This window comes from Rhodococcus sp. ARC_M12 (assembly GCF_022810385.1).
In the GTDB taxonomy this organism is placed as follows: domain Bacteria; phylum Actinomycetota; class Actinomycetes; order Mycobacteriales; family Mycobacteriaceae; genus Rhodococcoides; species Rhodococcoides navarretei.
This window is the reverse complement of sequence record NZ_JALGQI010000006.1, coordinates 69,779-87,018: the sequence shown is the minus strand read 5'-3', so window position 1 is coordinate 87,018 and position 17,240 is coordinate 69,779. Positions and strand designations below refer to the sequence as shown.

The window sequence follows — 17,240 nt, the reverse complement described above, 5'->3', positions numbered from 1 at the left end:
CATGCCAAATGCCAGCGCCCCGTCGAAAACCAGGGGGGATGACAATGCGGTACTTAGACGCGTAGGAGAACGAATCTGAATCCCTTTCCGAATGCTACCCCGATTCGGGGTACAACCAGCACGACTATACAAGAGTTGATCGAAGCAAAAGAAGAAAGCAAACCGACTGAAGCCGCAAAGCACGAGGTTGCGCCCGCGGAATTACCGAAATTTGCCAGATACATTGATGGTGAGCTGTTGATCGACCTCAGCTGCACCTACTTCGTAGGCCTTTTCGCAGATCAACTCGAGGAAAAGACAATGTGGTACCTGCAAGAATTCGATGATGCAACCGAACTGCAGACAGAGATGCATCTACTGCGCGACATGACCGTCGAGATTGTCAAAAATACCCTGCAGATCGATGACAGCGACTTCGACCTGCCCGTTGCGGTCGGTCAGAACGACGTACCGGCGGAGAAAGTGCGCGCCTTTGCTCAATACATGCAAGTACCGTTCGAGGCAAAGGAAGGACATTTGTACGAAGTCTCGTTTCTCGCCGAACCCGAATAATTTGGTTTGCCTCGACCCCAGTGCGGGTGCAGGCTCCGCCCAAGCGGAAATTTACGAAATATTACATCACCTTCCGCAAGGCAAAATCGTGCAGTAACGGAAGGAGCGGATGCCCGGTTATGCTTCTGCTCAACATCTGAAAGAGCATGCGTTCTTCACAACGCTGTAGAGATTTACAGCTGACAAATCCAATTCGGTACGGGTCAATTTGAAAGCGAGATTTCGGTATGTGGCACCTAGAAGCGTTCACTAACGCGACCGACGAGCGGACCGAGATCCATCTGCTTTACGATATGACTGTCGACATCGTGAAGAGAATATTAGGTATCGACGACAATCACTTCGACATGCCGGTTGCAGTTCGCTCCAAAGATGTTCCGCTCGATCTCGTTGGCGAGTTCGCGCAAAACGCTCGGACTCCCATCAAGGCGGACCCCGATTGCGAGTATTGGGTCTCATTCCTTGCTGAATAGCCCATCGTAGGGAGTACCAAGGACATTCGTACGAAGTTTCATTTCGCGCTGAACCGAAATAGATGTCACACTCCACGGCCACAGCCGGAAGACATGCGGTTCGAAGAGGGACCGAGGCCGACCAGATCGATTCGGAACTAGAGAGATGGTATGTGGTATTTGGAATCTTATGATAAACGAACCGATTCGATCGCAAACAGCTATCGCCTGGTCGCTATTACAGGAGACGGAATCAGAGAGCTGATCGACGTCGATGAAGATGACCTTCCCTTGGAAATGGGACCATATCCAGTCGCATTGGCCGACGTGCCGAAGTTCGCGCGGTACATCGAGGGCGACCTCAGGATCAGCTCCGATAATGTGTACTTCATCGGCCTGTTCACCGACTGAGGAAGGGCAGTCTGGCACCTGGAGGCCAGCTGTAACGCGACTGCAAACAGGCCCGAAATCCACGTGCTCGGGAACATGACTGTCGACAACCAGAAACTGTCGCTCGGCACCTGACATCACAACGCGCCCTGACACGGTCCGGAGGTTCGGATGCAGGCCTCGGGCACGCTTCAACCCCGTTTCAATGTCGTACGAAAGATTCATCGCCGCGTCGAAGCCGCCCTGGACTCAACCGCAGACACGGTCGAGCACACGCAACGGCTCAGTTCCCGCGTAGCCAAGCCATTCCGCAATCCGCAGACCCAGTTGGACACCCGAACTCCCACTTCTTCGCTAACGTCGGACCATGACGGACTCGAAGGCAGTCGACATCGACCACCTCACCCACACTCTCCGCGACCGCAACATCGCGGGGGTGACCATCGGCTGGGTCGACAACAACGGCATTGTCCGATCGCGCACCGTACCCACGGCAGAACTGACCGCCGCCGCACGGCGTGGAGTAGGAGTTACCGCAGTCTTCGCGGTGTTCGATTCGCACGACGGGATCACTTTCGCGCACGAAGGACTGTCGACGCCGTCCGGCGATGTGCGGTTGATTCCGGTGATCGAGAGCGCGTCGAGCGTGGTCGCCCTGTCCGGACAGCCGGGGCTGGCGTGGGCACATGGACGACAGCTGTCGGCGGACGGCACACCGTGGCCCTACGATCAGCGCTCAGTTCTCGAGCGGCAGGTGCAGAAGGCGTCCGATGCCGGTTTCGAGGTACGGGCCGGATTCGAGATCGAGTTCGCCCTGACTCGCGAGTCGGACGGACTGTCCGCTCATCGCGGACCTGCCTACTCGGCGAACGCACTCCGCGATGTCGATCAATTCGTAGTACTGCTGCTCGAGGCGCTGTCTGCGAATGGCCTCGACATCGGGCAGATTCATGCCGAGTACGGCGGCTCCCAGCTGGAGATCGCACTGAGTCCACTCGATCCACTTGCTGCGGCCGACGCGCAGGTACTCGCGCGGCAGACCATCCACTCAGCGGCCAAAGCCCAGGGCCTGAGGGCAATCTTCGCTCCCCTGCCCTCGTCGAGCAGTGCGGGTAACGGATGGCACCTACACACATCACTGGTTCGCGACGGTCACAACGCTCTGACCGGCGATGGAGAGTACGGACTGTCCGACACCGGGCGGGCGTACATCGCGGGCCTCGTTCGAGAACTCCCGGGACTCACTGCCATCACGGCACCGAGTTCGGGGTCGCTGCTGCGTCGTCGACCGGGCTACTGGGCAGGTGCCTTCGGGTTCTGGGGCGTCGAAAACCGTGAGGCTGCAGTGCGACTCGTACCGGCCACTCCCCTTCTCGGCCCGGAGCACACCAACGTCGAGTTGAAGGCATGCGACGCGTCCGCCAATCCGTATCTGGCGCTGGCCGTCACGATCGCGGCCGGCCTGTCGGGAGTGGCGGATTCGGCGCAGTTGCCGTCACCGGTGCAGGAGGACGTGGGAGGTTGGGACGATGCTCGTCGCGAGGCCGCGGGGATCTCGCCTCTCGCAACGACCCACGCGCAGCAGCGCGACAACCTACTGTCGTCAGCTCTGGTCCGAGACGTGTTGGGCGAAGAACTTCTGGGCGCATTCGTTGCCTGCCGGGACGCCGACGCCGCGTGGGCGGAGGGCCATACCGAGGACGAACTGCTCGAATCGCTGCGCTGGATCTACTGACATGTTGCGACGGTTCGTCGGGGCAACCACAATAGTCTCGGCCCTCGATCATGCTCTGCCACAACCGGATCAACTCTGCGGACCGTTCTCGGCATCGGTGGCGCTGACGGCCGTCATGGGCGACGACGCACCGGGCGTGACGGCACTCGCGGTCGCGTCGAGGTCCGCGATCTGGCCGGGTGCAATCGACTCGGCCCGTCCTCCCGGAACCCCCCGAATCACCGACGGGTGGGATCTACTGCCGAGAGCTGCATCGATCGACGCAGCCGGGACCACGGCAGCAGGTCTCACGGAGGGCATCGAGAAAGCGACCGATCACCGCGTCGCCGTGGTTCCCATCGTGGGGCCCTCCGTCGAGAGATTGCGTCTGTTACTCGACCGTCTTGCCGACGGGCCTTTCCGCTTCGGATCGTTGGCGAATGTGCATACTGCAGAGTTGACCGAATTCGACTGGAACGTAGGACATTTCGTGACCGTCTGGGGATTCGATCCAGTCGAGGACGAAGTGGCGATTGCTGACACCTACCGGGAACTCGGAGACCCGGACATGCCGCCTGGATGTAGAACCGTCTCCACCGATGCCCTCGCGTCGGCGATGTCCGAGCGTGGCCTGCTGCTGGTCGTCGACAGCCAGCATCATCATGCGGCGGTGGATCTGGTCCGCTCTCTGGATCTACGACACGACGTGTGGTCGGTGTGAAAGTCAGGACCTGAGCAACGCAAAATGGGCGAGGGTTCCTGTCGGAACCCACGCCCATCAGCGTGGTGTGGTGAAGCCCGGAGGCTTCAGGTCACCAGGAGCTCTTGCGAACTCCGGGAAGCTCTCCGGCGTGTGCCATCTCGCGCACGCAGATACGGCAGAGGCCGAACTTGCGGAACACGGAATGGGGACGGCCGCAGCGGTTGCAGCGAGTGTATGCACGCACCGCGAACTTCGGCTTCTTGTTGGCCTTGTTGACCAATGCCTTCTTCGCCATGGACTCAGTTCTCCTTGAACGGGAAGCCGAGGTGCTTGAGCAGCGCGCGGCCTTCTTCGTTGTTGGTTGCAGTGGTTACTACGGTGATGTCCATGCCGCGCGGACGGTCGATCTTGTCCACGTCGATCTCGTGGAACATCGACTGCTCGTTGAGGCCGAACGTGTAGTTTCCGTTGCCGTCGAACTGCGTGCCCGAGAGGCCGCGGAAGTCCCTGATTCGGGGAAGGGCAATGGAGACCAGACGGTCGAGGAACTCCCACATGCGGTCGCCACGGAGGGTGACGCGTGCGCCGATGGGCATTCCTTCGCGCAGCTTGAACTGTGCGATGGACTTGCGTGCCTTGCGGATCTCCGGCTTCTGGCCGGTGATGGCAGCGAGGTCGGCAACTGCACCGTTGATCAGCTTGGCGTCACGGGCGGCGTCGCCGACACCCATGTTGACGACGACCTTGACGATGCCGGGGATCTGCATGACGTTCTCGTATGCAAATTCGGTGTTCAGGGCGTCTTTGATCTCGGCGCGGTAGCGCGCCTTGAGGCGGGGCTGTTCGCCCGCGATGTTTTCGGTGGTAGTCATCTCAGATGTCCTTCCCGTTCTTCCGGGAAACACGAACGCGCTTGCCGGATTCTTCGTCGGTCCGGTAGCCCACGCGAGTGGGGTTTCCGTCCGAGTCGACCACTGCGACGTTCGAAACGTGGATCGGAGCTTCCTGGGTGACGATGCCGCCCGAGGATGCGCCGCGCTGGTTGGCGGAGACCGCGGTGTGCTTCTTGATGCGGTTCACACCCTCGACCAGAACCTTGGAGTCAGCGGGGTAGGCCTGAATGACCTTGCCCTTGGCACCCTTGTCCTTGCCTGCGATCACGAGAACGGTGTCGCCCTTGTGCACCTTCATTTACAGCACCTCCGGGGCGAGCGAGACGATCTTCATGAACTTCTTCTCACGCAGCTCACGGCCGACCGGGCCGAAGATACGAGTTCCACGGGGATCGTTGTCCGGCTTGATCAGCACCGCAGCGTTCTCGTCGAAACGGATGTACGAGCCATCCGGACGGCGACGCTCCTTGATGGTGCGGACGATGACGGCCTTGACGACCTCACCCTTCTTGATGTTTCCGCCGGGAATGGCGTCCTTCACCGTGGCTACGATGATGTCGCCGATTCCGGCGTAGCGACGTGACGAACCACCGAGAACGCGGATGCAAAGGATTTCCTTCGCGCCCGTGTTATCAGCGACGCGTACTCGCGACTCCTGCTGAATCACTCACTTCTCCTTGACCTGGATGTACGTACGTGCCGGATTTCCGTCCCGACACGCGCGGTCGGCTGCCTGGCACGGGCGCACGAAGACACACCGCTGCCACAGGCAACCGGTCAAGTGTAGGGGAACACTCTGGCAGGATCCAAATCCTCGTCGTAGCCATCCGCTTGTCGGAGCCTGTCGGTACGGTTCGGTCATGGGGCGAGTCAGGGTGGGCGTGGTGCAGCTGTGACCGCGAACGATGCCGCCGCGGGCTGGTGGTCGTCTCTGCCGCTGGATCGGGTCGTCCGACTACGCGGTGCCACCGAGCACGAACTTGCCGACGCCGTGAACCCTCTGCCGTCGGGCGCGCCCTCGATCGTGTTCTTCGCGGTCGATCCCGCGACGGCGAATCGCGCTGTCGATCTCGTGGATGCGGTCGTCACCGGACTGGAGAACGCGGCTGTCGACGCGGTTCCGCTCTGGCTCGGGGAGTTCGCCCACCACGAAGGCTCGTCGACGTTGGATCGGCGCGCGGCACGCGTCACCGCGGTGCGGCTCGCCGCCGATAGCCCGCACTTCGGTCCGTACGTCGCAGATCTCGCGGAGTCCGCGGTCGCGGGGATTCGGCCGCGTCGAAACGCCTTCACCGTCGAGACCCGAGCAGCGGGGTCGGCTCGGATCCTTGCCTCCGCTCAGCAGCGACGCTCCACCGCTCTCGTGTTGGTGGTGCCCTCGGGACCGGATGGCGACGTCATCGGGACTGCGGCGGAATGGTTGTGCAGCCACGCGAGGACAGCGGTGTGGGTGACCGGCGGTGGGGCGTCGGGAACGGACAGATTTCCGTCCGTGTCGGTGCGCGCACCCGCGGTGCCGGCCGGCGTCAGCACCGTCCTCGATCGCTTCCGCCCCGTGAGCTACCCGCCCATCGCGGGACAACCACACCCGGCCAGCGAACCCGAGAAGCGTCTGTACCGGGCGCTCGACCTCCACGAATGGGCCGCCGGCCGCGAACACAACCGCACCATCAGACTCGGTGAGCTGACACGACCGTTCACGGTCGACGTACTGTGGCGCACCGAGAGAATCGTCGTGGAAATCGACGGCAACGAACACCGCGCCGCCGACCGTTTCGCCGAGGACCGCGTCCGCGACAACCAGCTGCAGACACATGGCTACCTGGTGTTGCGCTTCACCAACGCTCAGGTGATCGACGACCCGCACCGTGCGGTAGCTACCATCCGCGAGGCAGTATCGAGAAGACGATCGAAGGGGGATCCTCGATGAGTACCGAAGACCTGAACGGGACCGAAGCAGCAGTGCTGCTGGTCTTGATGGCCGAGTCGAGTCCGGTCAAGAATTCCGAACTCAAGACGATGGGCCCCGAATTGGCGAAGCCGTCTCGCGACAAGCTGAAGAACGCCGGTCTGATCGAGGTGAATTCCTCGGTACGCCCGATGACGCTCGAACTCACCGACAAGGGATGGCGCACCTGCGGCGAACTCATCGGCGGTGAACCACCGGCTCGATCGACCGGAGCCGGTAAGGCGATGTTCACCGTGCTGGCAGGTCTGCGTCGATGGCTCGATCGCACCGACAGTCGCCCAGCAGAGGTGTTCTCACCCCGCGGGGACGAGCCGGCTCCCGTCGACGAGACCGACAAGGCCGTCGACATCGAGGCCTCGATTCGTGCGGCCTACGCGCGGCTCGCGCACGAACCCGGCAGCACCGTCCGACTCTCCAGGCTCCGAAACGAGTTGCGTGACATACCGAGAACGGATCTGGACGACGCCCTGGCGCGCCTGCGCCGCGCCGCAGACGTCGCGCTGATTCCCGAGGAGAATCAGAAGACGCTGACCGACGAGGAACGCGCCGCGGCCGTCGTCGTCGGCAATCAGCAGAACCACCTTCTCTCGATCGAACCATGATGGGTATTGACTCGACGATGACGGACAACGAGCAGATCCGAGCTCTCGAATCGGTGCGGTTGAGCTGGGCACCGACACCCGACGACGTATGGCGTTCACAGTCCAACGTGCACGTACCGGGGATGCACGAGCGCGTGTTCGTCGAGGTGATGAATGCCTACGCCGACGCGGAGGCCTCCGACGACGCCAGCCCACTCGGAGTCGTCGTGCGCGGCCCGGCAGGTTCGGGCAAGACACACCTGCTCGGCCAGGTACGTGAGGAAGTACAGCTCGAGGGCGGGTACTTCTTTCTGATCAGACTCCTCGACGCCGCCGGTTTCTGGCGCTCGACGCTGATGGGGATGCTCGACGACCTGATGCGCCCGTCGGGCCGCGGCTCCGACAGCCAGCTCGGTCTACTGCTCCGACGCCTGTGCGAGATCGGCGAGATCTCCGACGATCAGCGCTCGAAGATCATGGGCGAGAACATGATCGACGCCGAGACCCTCGACGCTTTCGTCACTGCGGTGTACAAGGTTCATCCCCGGCACCGCCGCACGTCGCAGCACACGCTGCGCGCGCTGGTGTTGTCCGTCGCCCCGGATTCGGCCGTTCAGGATCTGGGCGACGCCTACCTGCAGTCGATCGACGATGTCGACCCCGAGGAGTTCTCCGCCTGGGGCATTCGCCGGGCCGAGCTGGGCCACCAGGGCATTGCCGAGAACATCTCTCGCCTGCTCGCCATCACCGGCCCGACGATTCTTGCCATCGACCAGATCGACACGCTGGTGGCGCAGTCACGCACTGGATCGGACCAGGAGTTCGCCGACGCACAAGAAGACAAGGTCGTCGAGCAGCTGGCGCACGGGTTGATGTCCCTACGCGAGACACTCCCCCGCACCGCCTCGGTACTGTCGGCTCTGTCGAGTGCATGGGAACTGATCGCCGCACGCGGAGTCGCTCCCATGCGAGACCGTTTCCGAGTCACCCAGACGCTCAAGCCGATTCCTTCGTCTGACATCGGCCGTCTGCTACTCGGGCGACGCCTCGCGGCGTGCTTCCTCGAAGCCGGATTCACTCCGCCGCACCCGACGTGGCCGGTGGCACCCGACGCGTTCGAGCAAGCCCCGGACTTCACGCCGCGCCAACTGCTCATTGCCGTCGATCGCCACATCCGGCACTGCCTCGACACCGGCGTCGCGTCGGAGCTGACGAGCTTCACCGACCGGTCCGGCCCGGCCGATGCGCCGGAACTTCCCACCGCGCGGGTCAACGAACTCGACACCCTCGACGATCGCTACCGGCAACTTCGCGAACAGGTGGACGTCTCCGTTGCCCTGCGACCTGACAGCGAGGACTCGATCGTCCCCGCACTGCTGTCCGCGGGACTGACCGCGTGGATTCACGAACACCAGTCGTCCGACGACAGCCTGGCCCAGGACCCGCCCCCGAGCGGCAAGCCTGCCCTGCACGCCCGGCTCCGCCACACCGTCGACACCGATACCGACGACGAGGAGCACTGGTGCTTCCGCGCGGTGACGTCCGGCAACGCTCGGGCCGCGCTGGCCCGCGTGGAGCGCGCGGTGACCACGGCGGGCCTGCGGGTCGACATGCCCAAACGGCGGCTGATTCTGATCAGGAACGACCCGTGGCCCAACGGAGCGAAGACCGAGCAGACCATTGCAGCCCTCCGTCGCGCGGGAGGCGTCGTGGTGCCGTTGAGCGACGAGGACCGTCGGGCGTTGGCAGCACTGTCGATCCTGCTGAGCGAGAATTCGCCCGCACTCACCTCCTGGCTGCTCGCGCGCAAGCCGGCACACGACGTCGAATTGTTCGGGACGGTCTTGCCTGCCGTGAGTGTCGTCGACGACGACACGGCCCTCATCGAACCGGAGACCCCGATCGCCGCTGCGGCACCGGCCGCAGCGCGTCGGCCGTCCATCGTGGTAGGTGCCGAACTGAGCACCGGCGCTGATGTCGCCGTTCCCCTCGAAGCGTTGCGTAAGCACACTGCGATCTTCGCCGGCTCCGGCTCCGGCAAGACGGTGCTGATCCGCCGCCTGGTGGAAGAGTGTGCCCTGCAGGGTGTTTCGGCGATCGTACTCGACGTCAACAACGACCTGGCTCGGCTCGGCACTGCATGGCCGGAGGACGAGCGAACGTGGCCGCCGGGAGACGAAGCCAAAGCGACGGCATACCTGCGCGACACCGATGTCGTGGTCTGGACGCCGCGTAAGTCCGCCGGTCGCCCGCTCAGCTTCCAGCCACTTCCCGATTTTGTCAGCGTCCTCGGCGACGCCGACGAGTTCGAGGCCTCCGTCGAGTCCGCACTGGCTTCGCTCGAACCGGCGGCCGGCGTTCTCGGCACCTCGCAGAAGGCCAAACATGGTCGGGCCGTGCTGAAGTCGGCACTCGATCTGTTCGGTCGACGGCCGCACGGCGGGAACCTCACCGACTTCATCGACCTGCTGGAGGAGTTCCCCGAGGACGTCAGCGAGATGCGCGACGCCGTTCGCATCGCTGCCGGACTGGCCGAGAATCTCAAGGCCGCCGCCGCGAACGATCCGATGTTCGCCGGGGCCGGTACACCTGTCGATCCAGCTGTTCTACTGACGCCTGTCGAGGGCAAGAAGGCCAGGGTGTCGGTGATCAACCTGGCCGGTCTGACCACCGATGAGCAGAAGCAGAGTTTCGTCAATCAACTCCAGATGGGCCTGTTCGCGTGGATCAAGAAGAACCCGGCAGGTGACCGGCCACTGGGCGGACTGTTCGTCATGGACGAGGCGCAGAACTTCGCGCCTTCGGACAGGACGACCGCGGCGACACACAGCACCCTTGCCCTCGCGTCGCAGGCACGCAAGTACGGGCTCGGTTTGGTGTTCGCGACCCAGGCTCCGAAGGGCCTGCACAACCGCATCGCAGGCAACGCGTCGACTCAGTTCTACGGCCTGTTGAACAGTCCGTCGCAGGTCGAGGCAGCCAAGGAGATGGCGCGCGTCAAGGGCGGTTCGGTTCCCGATGTCGGGCGACTGCCGGCCGGTCAGTTCTACGCGGCGGTCGAAGGCGCGGAGTTCCGCCGTACCGCCACTCCCCTGTGCCTGTCCTACCACCCGAAGAGTCCGCCCACCGAGGAAGAAGTCATCGCGTTGGCTCAGCTGTGACGACCACCCGATCGATGGGCTGGACGGCCGCTAACTTCTCGGTCATCGCATCACACCGATACCAGGACTGCGGTGCGCCGAGTGCCGATTGCACCCGTATCGTGGATGCCTGCAGCCTGATCGGCAGTCGGAGTAGTTCGTGAGCGTCATGTATACGGCACAGTCCGTCGAACTATTCGGGGTCACCCTCGTGGGAGTCAGCACCACGACCGGCGTGAAGCTGGTGGTCACTGCCGTCTTCGTCACCATCGTGCTCGCTCTGCGCCGGCTGGTGTTGGCACTCACGCGCCGATCCCTCGGGGGCGAGGTCGGTGATTCGCGGCGATTCTGGGCGCGCCAGGGCCTGCAGGTGATCGTCGCCGTAGTTCTCGTGCTGGGCCTGGTCTCGATTTGGGTGACCCCGAATACCGATATCACCACCGGCGTCGGATTGATCAGTGCAGGTCTGGCTTTCGCTCTGCAGCAGGTGATCACCTCGCTGGCCGCCTACTTCGTGATCCTGCGAGGTGACACCTTCGGAATCGGCGACAGGATCACTCTGGGCGGTGTGCGCGGTGACGTCGTCCGTCTCGGTTTTCTCAAGACCACGATCATGGAGATGGGCCAACCGCCGGCTGTGTCGGACTCCGATCCGGCAATATGGGTCAACTAGCGCCAGTACACCGGACGCCTGGTCACCGTCACCAACGGTGTCATCTTCACCGATCCGGTCTACAACTACACCCGTGAATTCCCATATCTATGGGAAGAGATCGTTCTGCCCATCGCCTACACCGACGACCGACAGTTGGTGGAGCAGATCCTCCTCCGTGCTGCACGCGACCACGCGGTGGTGGACGACCCGAGCGCCAACGGCGCTTTCGAGTCCATGCGGAGGCGCTATGCCTTGGCTCCCACATCGTTGAACCCGTCGGTCTACTGGCGGATCACCGACAACTGGGTCGAACTGTCGCTACGGTTCCTCGTGCCGCACCGCGGCGTCAGAGCGATCAAGGACCTCATGACCCGCGACATTCTCGCCGGTCTGGACGAAGCTGGAATAGGTATAGCGTCAGCCACCAACGCGATCGTGGGGATTCCCGATCTCAAAATAGTCGATGCTCGTCGGGACCCCGACGCACACCAGTGACGTGTGAATTCAGCGGTCCCGATGATCGAGGACGACGGCATACGACCCGACTCCGGTGAGGGTGCGTCCCTCGATGGATACGGTGTCCACGATCACCGACGTGACAGCGCCTGTCTCCGGATCGAAGTCCACGTCGTCCACCGTGCCGAGATCGACCCCAGCAGTACTGAGCGCGCGTTTACCGATCACGCGGTGAGCTTTGCCGTGCAGACCGGACAGTGAGTCCTCGGTTCCGATATCGACGATGGAGTCCGCCGACTCGACTGTCACTGCGTCCGAACCGAACGAGGAAATACCGGACCACATAAGCGCGTCACCGGTTTTGCTTTTCTTGATATGTAGACCGGCTACGGTGCGACTTCGCGGATCGACAAGGAATTCCCCGACAGCACCGACGGTGTCGGCGGTGGAGGTGCTCACTACCTTGCGACCGACGGACTCTGAGAACAACATCAGCGAGTTCCCTTCAGCTGTGCGCGGAAGGCGTCCACGGCCGCGCCGAAACCTGCGAGGTCGTCACGTACGAAATCGGTGGCACTGGCCGGAACCATGAGGTGCTCGCCCGAGGCCGCAAGTGTGTCCGGCAGCGGGATGAGCACGGTTGCTCCCTTGTTCTTCATCGACTCGGAGGACTTGATCTCGTAGCCGACGACGTCGCACTGCCCGCCGTTCCGTCCGCTCACCTCGATGATCACGTCGACGACAGTGCCCAGATCGGTTCCCGTATCCGTCAGAACAGTAGAACCCAGAATGTCCCCACGACGCTCTGGTGCAGGCTCGGAATTCTCACCGTCGTCCTCGGCTGCGGCGAACATCTGATCGGCGGGGGTCAGAGCGTCCTCGCTGAGAATCATCACCGCGTCCGGTCCGAGGGCAGCCACCGATCGCCACGGCATGACCTCTTTCTTCGGGCCGGAGAAAAGGCCTCGGCCTGCGAGGGTGAAGCCTGCTACGGCCCCGCCGTCCGGGGCGTACACGATGTCCTTGACCTGCGCGACGTCCTCGCCTTCGAAGGTGACTACGGGCCTTTTGGCGATCTCGCTCGACCGCATCAGTTTTTCGCTCATGGTTCTTTTTTCGTAGGCGTTTCGTTGCGCGGCGCGGTGATGATCACGCCTCCGGACCGACGCCGGGCCTGCACCAGCAGTACTGCTCCGACGATCGCCACAATCAACACGAGGGCCACAATGACCCAACCCCACCACTGCATATCGAGCACCCTTTCTCGACAAGAAGTGAATGAGCTCAAGGATCACCCGCTCGGCTCCCTGTACTACCCCTTGACGCACACCTTCAAACGCGACACCGGCGTCTCGGCAGATTCTCGTACACCAGATGTGCCTGGCACACTGGTGCCTGTGAAAGTCCTCGCACGCGGGGAGAACTGCCCTGCACCAACCGGTCCACTGACGGTCGAACTGAGTAGTTCGACGCACGTCGACGTGTCGGCTCTACTGCTGGCCTCCAACGGCCGCGTGCGGTCCGACGCCGATATGGTCTTCTGGAATCAGCCCGAGGGTGCAGGCGTCGAATACCGACGCGCGTCGTCCGGCCATCTCGTTCGGGTGGATCCGTCGGCGATTCCAGCCGACATCGAGACCGTCGTCATCGCTGCTTCCCTCGATGGCACCGGGCCGACGACGTTCGCAGCAGCCGGACCGGTATCTGTTGCCGTGTCCGACGCGTCGGCACCTCAGGTCTCGTACTCGGCAGACGGCATCGGTGACGAGTCTGCGCTCGTGTGCATCGAGGTCTACCGGCGCGGCGATCAGTGGAAGATCCGCGCCGTCGGCCAGGGTTATGCAGATGGCCTGGCGGGGTTGGCCAACGCATTCGGCATCAGCGTCGAAACGGACGAGCCACCTGCGCCCGCCGAGCCGTCCTCACCCATAACCGATTCCACCGTGAATTCACCAGCTCGACAAGGAGTTCTGGCCATGAGAAGCGAACTGTTCGCGCCCGCCCACGCCGAGGTTCCCGGCTCGGGTATCCAGAAGCAGGGCAGCAAGATGTGTCGAATCGGGATGAACGGCGACATCATGGCTCGAGCCGGTTCGATGGTCGCCTATCAAGGCAATCTGCAGTTCGAGGCCAAGGGCTCCGGAGGCATCGGCCGGGCTCTGAAACAGGCTTTGTCCGGCGAGGGTGTTCCGCTGATGAAGGTCACCGGCCAGGGGGATCTCTTTCTCGCCAACGCCGCCCAGGACGTTCATCTGATCGACCTGGACGGCTCGGACGGTCTGACCATCAACGGTGCCAACGTGCTGGCCTTCGAATCCACACTGAGCTACGACATCAAACGGGTGCAGGGTGCAGCGGCCGGCGGCAATGCGGGCTTCTTCAACTGCGTGTTCACCGGCCGGGGCCGCATTGCCATCACCACCGACGGTGTTCCGGTGGTGCTGAACGTCGATCAACCGACGTTCGCCGACCCGCAGGCGGCCGTCGCATGGTCGTCCTCCTTGCAGACACGAGTGAAGAAGAACGATTCGTTCGGCCTCGGGACACTGATCGGTCGATCCACCGGTGAGCGATTCACGCTGGAGTTCTCGGGCCAGGGATTCGTCGTGGTTCAACCCTCGGAGCAACCTCCGGGTGGGCTGGTGGGTGGCACCGGGGGCGGAGAGCAGGCCGGCGTCGGCGGGGCGCTCGGCGGCTTGTTGGGTAGGTGACGTGCGGCTACACGAACAGCGTCCGACGGCGGATCGAGCCTTGAAACGGACGCCGCATGTGGTCCTTCGGCGAGTTGATCATCGAAGTATCCAGAGACCCGCTCACGAGGTCTGCATACCCTGCGGCCATAACCAGGTGGTGCAACCAGTGTTCTCGCACAACATCGCCCGCGTCGCAGTAGGCGATGAATTCTCCGTGGCATGTCGGGCACCCACGTTGCGTGCGTGCGAAGCACCCGGTAGCTCATCGGCCAGAACATAACCCACCGGCACTCGTCCCTGGCCCTGCCTGCGTGCGAGTAGACCGGCCAGGTCGTCGGACGACCCGTTGTCCGATACAAGAATGTCGAATCGGCCCGCGTACGACTGTTCTTGCAGCGCATCGAGCTGTGCGCCGATCGTGTGCGCGCCGTTGCGAACAGGCACGATCACCGTGACCGACGCAGGCACTCGACGGGGGAAACGCGTGGACGAGTCGGGCACCGACGACACCTGACAGGAGATGGAAGACACGACGAAAAGACCCACCCTCGTCGCCGGGGGTGGGTCTTTCGAGCATCAGATGCTTACTTGGCCTTTTCGAGAACCTCGACCAGTCGCCAATGCTTCGTGGCGGACAGCGGGCGGGTCTCCATGAGCTGAACGCGATCGCCTACGCCGGCGTCGCCCTTCTCGTCATGTGCCTTGACCTTGGTGGTACGACGGATGATCTTGCTGTAGAGGGGGTGCTTGACCCTGTCCTCGAGCTCGACCACGATCGTCTTCTCCATCTTGTCGGATACGACGTAGCCGATCCGAACCTTTCGGTTGTTGCGCTCTTCAGTCACAGTCTTTTCCTCGCTCATGCCGCGTCACCTGCAGTGTCCTCGGAAGGACCAGATGCCAAGCCGAGCTCACGCTCGCGCAGGACGGTGTAGATGCGCGCGATCTCGTGACGGACGGTGCGCAGTCGACGGTTGTTGTCCAACTGGCCGGTAGCCATCTGGAAACGAAGGTTGAACAGCTCTTCCTTCGACTCACGCAGCTTGGTGACCAGCTCTTCACCGGTGAGCTCGCGGAGCTCTGCGGCTGGGGTTCCGGTAGCCATCAGAACTGCTCCTCCCTGGTGATGATGCGTGCCTTGATGGGCAGCTTGTGGATGGCGCGAGTCAGTGCCTCACGCGCGATGGTCTCGTCGGGGTACGACAGCTCGAAGAGCACGCGACCCGGCTTGACGTTCGCGATCCACCACTCGGGCGAACCCTTACCGGAACCCATGCGGGTCTCGGCAGGCTTCTTGGTGAGGGGGCGGTCCGGGAAGATGTTGATCCAGACCTTGCCGCCACGCTTGATGTGGCGAGTGATCGCGATACGAGCGGACTCGATCTGACGGTTGGTGATGTAGGCGGGCTCGAGAGCCTGGATGCCGTAGTCACCGAATGTCACCTGAGTTCCGCCCTTGGCGGCACCCGAACGCTTCGGGTGGTGCTGCTTGCGGTGCTTGACCCGGCGGGGGATCAACATGCGTCAGCCCTCCTGAGTGGGCTCGGTCGAGGCCGGAGCCTCGGTTGCGGATGCCGCGCGGCCGGCCTCGGTGCTGGTCGCTGTGGTGCCCGAGGCACCGCTGCGACGCGGACGAGTGGGACGCTCACGACGGGGACGGTCTGCACCGGCGGCCGGGGCCGCAGCGGCAGCGAGTTCACGCCGTCCGCCGACGATGTCGCCCTTGTAGATCCAGACCTTCACGCCGATGCGGCCGAAGGTGGTCTTGGCCTCGTACAGTCCGTAGTCGATGTCGGCACGGAGCGTGTGCAGGGGAACGCGTCCCTCGCGGTAGAACTCCGAGCGAGACATTTCAGCGCCACCGAGACGGCCGGAGCACTGAACACGAATGCCCTTGACGTTCGGCTGACGCATGGCCGATTGGATGGCCTTACGCATTGCGCGACGGAATGCGACGCGGTTGCTGAGCTGCTCGGCAACACCCTGGGCCACGAGCTGAGCCTCGGACTCGGCGTTCTTGACCTCAAGGATGTTGAGCTGAACCTGCTTGCCGGTCAGCTTCTCGAGAGCTCCGCGGATGCGGTCGGCCTCGGCGCCACGACGTCCGATGACGATGCCCGGACGTGCCGTGTGGATGTCCACGCGGACACGGTCACGGGTGCGCTCGATCTCGACCTTCGCGATGCCCGCGCGCTCCATGCCGGTGGCAAGAAGCTTGCGGATCTCGACGTCTTCCTTGACGTACTCCGAGTACTGCTTGTCTGCGTACCAGCGCGACTTCCAGTCAGTGGTGATACCCAAGCGGAAGCCGTGCGGGTTGATTTTCTGACCCACTACTGAGCCCCTTCCTTGGACGCCTGGCCCTTACGACGGTTGCGAGACGTTCCGCCGGTCTTGGGCAGGCTTTCGACGATCACCGTGATGTGGCTGGTGCGCTTGCGGATCCGGAATGCCCGGCCCTGAGCGCGCGGCTGGAATCGCTTGAGGGTTGCACCCTCGTCGACGAATGCAGTGGCGACGATCAGCGTGCTGGGATCGAGATCCAGGTTGTTCTCGGCGTTGGCTGCTGCGGAGGCGATCACCTTGGCGACCGGCTCGCTCGCTGCCTGCGGCGCGAACTTGAGGATGTTGAGCGCGTCCTCGACGGAGCGCCCACGAACCAGATCCACGACGCGACGTGCCTTCATCGGCGTGACGCGAACGTGCTTCGCTACGGCCTTGGCAGTCGGATTGGCGGTGGGGGTGAAGTTGGTCATCGCCTCTTCGCCTTCCGGTCGTCCTTGATGTGACCCTTGAACGTGCGGGTCGGTGCAAATTCCCCGAGCTTGTGGCCGACCATGGAGTCGGACACGAACACCGGTACGTGCTTACGACCGTCGTGGACGGCGAAAGTGTGACCGATGAAGTCGGGCAGGATTGTCGATCGACGGGACCAGGTCTTGATGACCTGCTTGGTTCCCTTGTCGTTCTGGACGTCAACCTTCGCGAGGAGGTGATCGTCTACGAACGGGCCTTTCTTCAGGCTGCGTGGCATTCTGAACT

General features: G+C 63.1%; 24 protein-coding genes. 11 read left to right on the top strand and 13 right to left on the bottom strand.

Annotated features, from left to right (window positions below; translation table 11 throughout):
- The first annotated feature begins 135 nt into the window (after positions 1 to 135).
- The 5 genes from MTX35_RS09525 to MTX35_RS09505 all read left to right on the top strand — a co-directional run bounded on the left by MTX35_RS09525 (position 136) and on the right by MTX35_RS09505 (position 3,829).
- On the top strand, positions 136 to 552 hold the full coding sequence (locus tag MTX35_RS09525) for a hypothetical protein (RefSeq protein WP_243594737.1): 417 nt from the start codon (positions 136 to 138) through the stop codon (positions 550 to 552).
- Between the two features lie 293 nt (positions 553 to 845).
- Positions 846 to 1,025 (top strand): hypothetical protein, encoded by a 180-nt coding sequence (locus MTX35_RS09520; protein ID WP_243594736.1) that lies wholly within the window; start codon positions 846 to 848, stop codon positions 1,023 to 1,025.
- 150 nt (positions 1,026 to 1,175) lie between these two features.
- On the top strand, positions 1,176 to 1,415 hold the full coding sequence (locus MTX35_RS09515) for a hypothetical protein (RefSeq protein ID WP_243594735.1): 240 nt from the start codon (positions 1,176 to 1,178) through the stop codon (positions 1,413 to 1,415).
- 346 nt (positions 1,416 to 1,761) lie between these two features.
- On the top strand, positions 1,762 to 3,129 hold the full coding sequence (locus MTX35_RS09510) for a glutamine synthetase family protein (protein WP_243594734.1): 1,368 nt from the start codon (positions 1,762 to 1,764) through the stop codon (positions 3,127 to 3,129).
- A gap of 1 nt (position 3,130) precedes the next feature.
- Positions 3,131 to 3,829: a hypothetical protein gene (locus MTX35_RS09505; RefSeq protein ID WP_243594733.1), complete on the top strand. Its 699-nt coding sequence runs from the start codon at positions 3,131 to 3,133 to the stop codon at positions 3,827 to 3,829.
- 91 nt (positions 3,830 to 3,920) lie between these two features.
- On the opposite strand, the gene MTX35_RS09500 is transcribed toward MTX35_RS09505, so the two are convergent.
- Genes MTX35_RS09500 through rplN form a run of 4 tightly spaced genes read right to left on the bottom strand, consistent with a single transcriptional unit; the run spans position 3,921 to position 5,371 of the window.
- On the bottom strand, positions 3,921 to 4,106 hold the full coding sequence (locus MTX35_RS09500) for a type Z 30S ribosomal protein S14 (RefSeq protein WP_008718273.1): 186 nt from the start codon (positions 4,104 to 4,106) through the stop codon (positions 3,921 to 3,923).
- A 4-nt stretch (positions 4,107 to 4,110) separates the two neighbouring features.
- Positions 4,111 to 4,683, bottom strand: coding sequence for a 50S ribosomal protein L5 (gene rplE, locus MTX35_RS09495; RefSeq protein WP_008718275.1), 573 nt, complete (start codon positions 4,681 to 4,683; stop codon positions 4,111 to 4,113).
- Between the two features lies 1 nt (position 4,684).
- Positions 4,685 to 5,002: a 50S ribosomal protein L24 gene (gene rplX, locus MTX35_RS09490; protein WP_008718278.1), complete on the bottom strand. Its 318-nt coding sequence runs from the start codon at positions 5,000 to 5,002 to the stop codon at positions 4,685 to 4,687.
- On the bottom strand, positions 5,003 to 5,371 hold the full coding sequence (rplN, locus tag MTX35_RS09485) for a 50S ribosomal protein L14 (protein ID WP_032397538.1): 369 nt from the start codon (positions 5,369 to 5,371) through the stop codon (positions 5,003 to 5,005). It abuts the gene before it with no gap.
- A 225-nt stretch (positions 5,372 to 5,596) separates the two neighbouring features.
- Here rplN and MTX35_RS09480 point away from each other — a divergent pair, with 225 nt between their 5' ends.
- From MTX35_RS09480 to MTX35_RS09460, 5 genes are all read left to right on the top strand, one after another.
- Positions 5,597 to 6,634 carry an endonuclease domain-containing protein gene (locus MTX35_RS09480; protein WP_243594732.1) on the top strand — a complete coding sequence of 346 codons (1,038 nt, stop codon included), beginning with the start codon at positions 5,597 to 5,599 and terminating at the stop codon, positions 6,632 to 6,634.
- Positions 6,631 to 7,275 (top strand): hypothetical protein, encoded by a 645-nt coding sequence (locus tag MTX35_RS09475; protein ID WP_243594731.1) that lies wholly within the window; start codon positions 6,631 to 6,633, stop codon positions 7,273 to 7,275. The genes MTX35_RS09480 and MTX35_RS09475 overlap by 4 nt, the downstream gene beginning before the upstream one ends.
- Positions 7,276 to 7,292: 17 nt before the next feature.
- Positions 7,293 to 10,415: an ATP-binding protein gene (locus MTX35_RS09470; protein ID WP_243594730.1), complete on the top strand. Its 3,123-nt coding sequence runs from the start codon at positions 7,293 to 7,295 to the stop codon at positions 10,413 to 10,415.
- Positions 10,416 to 10,563: 148 nt separating this feature from the next.
- Entirely contained in the window at positions 10,564 to 11,067 is a 504-nt protein-coding gene (locus MTX35_RS09465; protein WP_243594879.1) for a mechanosensitive ion channel domain-containing protein, read from the top strand.
- 138 nt (positions 11,068 to 11,205) lie between these two features.
- The gene (locus tag MTX35_RS09460; protein WP_374230266.1) at positions 11,206 to 11,544 is read left to right on the top strand and encodes a hypothetical protein; all 339 of its coding nucleotides are present in this window, start codon (positions 11,206 to 11,208) and stop codon (positions 11,542 to 11,544) included.
- A 9-nt stretch (positions 11,545 to 11,553) separates the two neighbouring features.
- On the opposite strand, the gene MTX35_RS09455 is transcribed toward MTX35_RS09460, so the two are convergent.
- Entirely contained in the window at positions 11,554 to 11,997 is a 444-nt protein-coding gene (locus tag MTX35_RS09455; RefSeq protein WP_243594729.1) for a PRC-barrel domain-containing protein, read from the bottom strand.
- Positions 11,997 to 12,611, bottom strand: coding sequence for a PRC-barrel domain-containing protein (locus MTX35_RS09450; RefSeq protein WP_243594728.1), 615 nt, complete (start codon positions 12,609 to 12,611; stop codon positions 11,997 to 11,999). Before MTX35_RS09450 ends, MTX35_RS09455 begins: the two co-directional genes overlap by 1 nt.
- Before the next feature lie 291 nt (positions 12,612 to 12,902).
- On the opposite strand from MTX35_RS09450, the gene MTX35_RS09445 reads away from it, so the two are divergent.
- Positions 12,903 to 14,216, top strand: coding sequence for an AIM24 family protein (locus MTX35_RS09445; RefSeq protein WP_243594727.1), 1,314 nt, complete (start codon positions 12,903 to 12,905; stop codon positions 14,214 to 14,216).
- A 102-nt stretch (positions 14,217 to 14,318) separates the two neighbouring features.
- Here the strand turns inward: MTX35_RS09445 and MTX35_RS09440 are convergent, their stop codons facing one another.
- The 7 genes from MTX35_RS09440 to rpsS all read right to left on the bottom strand — a co-directional run bounded on the left by MTX35_RS09440 (position 14,319) and on the right by rpsS (position 17,232).
- Positions 14,319 to 14,699: a glycosyltransferase family A protein gene (locus MTX35_RS09440; protein WP_243594726.1), complete on the bottom strand. Its 381-nt coding sequence runs from the start codon at positions 14,697 to 14,699 to the stop codon at positions 14,319 to 14,321.
- An 83-nt stretch (positions 14,700 to 14,782) separates the two neighbouring features.
- A complete protein-coding gene (gene rpsQ / locus MTX35_RS09435) occupies positions 14,783 to 15,061 on the bottom strand; it encodes a 30S ribosomal protein S17 (RefSeq protein ID WP_032397542.1) in 279 nt (92 codons plus the stop codon).
- Positions 15,058 to 15,303, bottom strand: coding sequence for a 50S ribosomal protein L29 (gene rpmC, locus MTX35_RS09430; RefSeq protein WP_027496314.1), 246 nt, complete (start codon positions 15,301 to 15,303; stop codon positions 15,058 to 15,060). Before rpmC ends, rpsQ begins: the two co-directional genes overlap by 4 nt.
- Positions 15,303 to 15,719, bottom strand: coding sequence for a 50S ribosomal protein L16 (gene rplP, locus MTX35_RS09425; RefSeq protein ID WP_027496313.1), 417 nt, complete (start codon positions 15,717 to 15,719; stop codon positions 15,303 to 15,305). Before rplP ends, rpmC begins: the two co-directional genes overlap by 1 nt.
- A gap of 3 nt (positions 15,720 to 15,722) precedes the next feature.
- Positions 15,723 to 16,532 carry a 30S ribosomal protein S3 gene (gene rpsC / locus MTX35_RS09420; protein ID WP_027496312.1) on the bottom strand — a complete coding sequence of 270 codons (810 nt, stop codon included), beginning with the start codon at positions 16,530 to 16,532 and terminating at the stop codon, positions 15,723 to 15,725.
- Positions 16,532 to 16,954: a 50S ribosomal protein L22 gene (rplV, locus tag MTX35_RS09415; protein WP_037188319.1), complete on the bottom strand. Its 423-nt coding sequence runs from the start codon at positions 16,952 to 16,954 to the stop codon at positions 16,532 to 16,534. Before rplV ends, rpsC begins: the two co-directional genes overlap by 1 nt.
- Positions 16,951 to 17,232 (bottom strand): 30S ribosomal protein S19, encoded by a 282-nt coding sequence (rpsS, locus tag MTX35_RS09410; RefSeq protein WP_008718309.1) that lies wholly within the window; start codon positions 17,230 to 17,232, stop codon positions 16,951 to 16,953. Before rpsS ends, rplV begins: the two co-directional genes overlap by 4 nt.
- Positions 17,233 to 17,240 lie beyond the last annotated feature (8 nt).

What these genes read in the sequence shown, in the direction of transcription:
- rpsQ (WP_032397542.1), bottom strand. Translation starts at nt 15,061, where the DNA reads ATGAGCGAGGAAAAGACTGTGACTGAAGAGCGCAACAACCGAAAGGTT.
- MTX35_RS09465 (WP_243594879.1), top strand. Translation starts at nt 10,564, where the DNA reads ATGTATACGGCACAGTCCGTCGAACTATTCGGGGTCACCCTCGTGGGA.
- rpsS (WP_008718309.1), bottom strand. Translation starts at nt 17,232, where the DNA reads ATGCCACGCAGCCTGAAGAAAGGCCCGTTCGTAGACGATCACCTCCTC.
- rpmC (WP_027496314.1), bottom strand. Translation starts at nt 15,303, where the DNA reads ATGGCTACCGGAACCCCAGCCGCAGAGCTCCGCGAGCTCACCGGTGAA.
- MTX35_RS09520 (WP_243594736.1), top strand. Translation starts at nt 846, where the DNA reads ATGACTGTCGACATCGTGAAGAGAATATTAGGTATCGACGACAATCAC.
- MTX35_RS09515 (WP_243594735.1), top strand. Translation starts at nt 1,176, where the DNA reads ATGTGGTATTTGGAATCTTATGATAAACGAACCGATTCGATCGCAAAC.
- rplX (WP_008718278.1), bottom strand. Translation starts at nt 5,002, where the DNA reads ATGAAGGTGCACAAGGGCGACACCGTTCTCGTGATCGCAGGCAAGGAC.
- rplV (WP_037188319.1), bottom strand. Translation starts at nt 16,954, where the DNA reads ATGACCAACTTCACCCCCACCGCCAATCCGACTGCCAAGGCCGTAGCG.
- rplP (WP_027496313.1), bottom strand. Translation starts at nt 15,719, where the DNA reads ATGTTGATCCCCCGCCGGGTCAAGCACCGCAAGCAGCACCACCCGAAG.
- MTX35_RS09470 (WP_243594730.1), top strand. Translation starts at nt 7,293, where the DNA reads ATGACGGACAACGAGCAGATCCGAGCTCTCGAATCGGTGCGGTTGAGC.
- MTX35_RS09450 (WP_243594728.1), bottom strand. Translation starts at nt 12,611, where the DNA reads ATGAGCGAAAAACTGATGCGGTCGAGCGAGATCGCCAAAAGGCCCGTA.
- rplE (WP_008718275.1), bottom strand. Translation starts at nt 4,683, where the DNA reads ATGACTACCACCGAAAACATCGCGGGCGAACAGCCCCGCCTCAAGGCG.
- MTX35_RS09505 (WP_243594733.1), top strand. Translation starts at nt 3,131, where the DNA reads ATGTTGCGACGGTTCGTCGGGGCAACCACAATAGTCTCGGCCCTCGAT.
- MTX35_RS09500 (WP_008718273.1), bottom strand. Translation starts at nt 4,106, where the DNA reads ATGGCGAAGAAGGCATTGGTCAACAAGGCCAACAAGAAGCCGAAGTTC.
- MTX35_RS09475 (WP_243594731.1), top strand. Translation starts at nt 6,631, where the DNA reads ATGAGTACCGAAGACCTGAACGGGACCGAAGCAGCAGTGCTGCTGGTC.
- MTX35_RS09510 (WP_243594734.1), top strand. Translation starts at nt 1,762, where the DNA reads ATGACGGACTCGAAGGCAGTCGACATCGACCACCTCACCCACACTCTC.
- MTX35_RS09455 (WP_243594729.1), bottom strand. Translation starts at nt 11,997, where the DNA reads ATGTTGTTCTCAGAGTCCGTCGGTCGCAAGGTAGTGAGCACCTCCACC.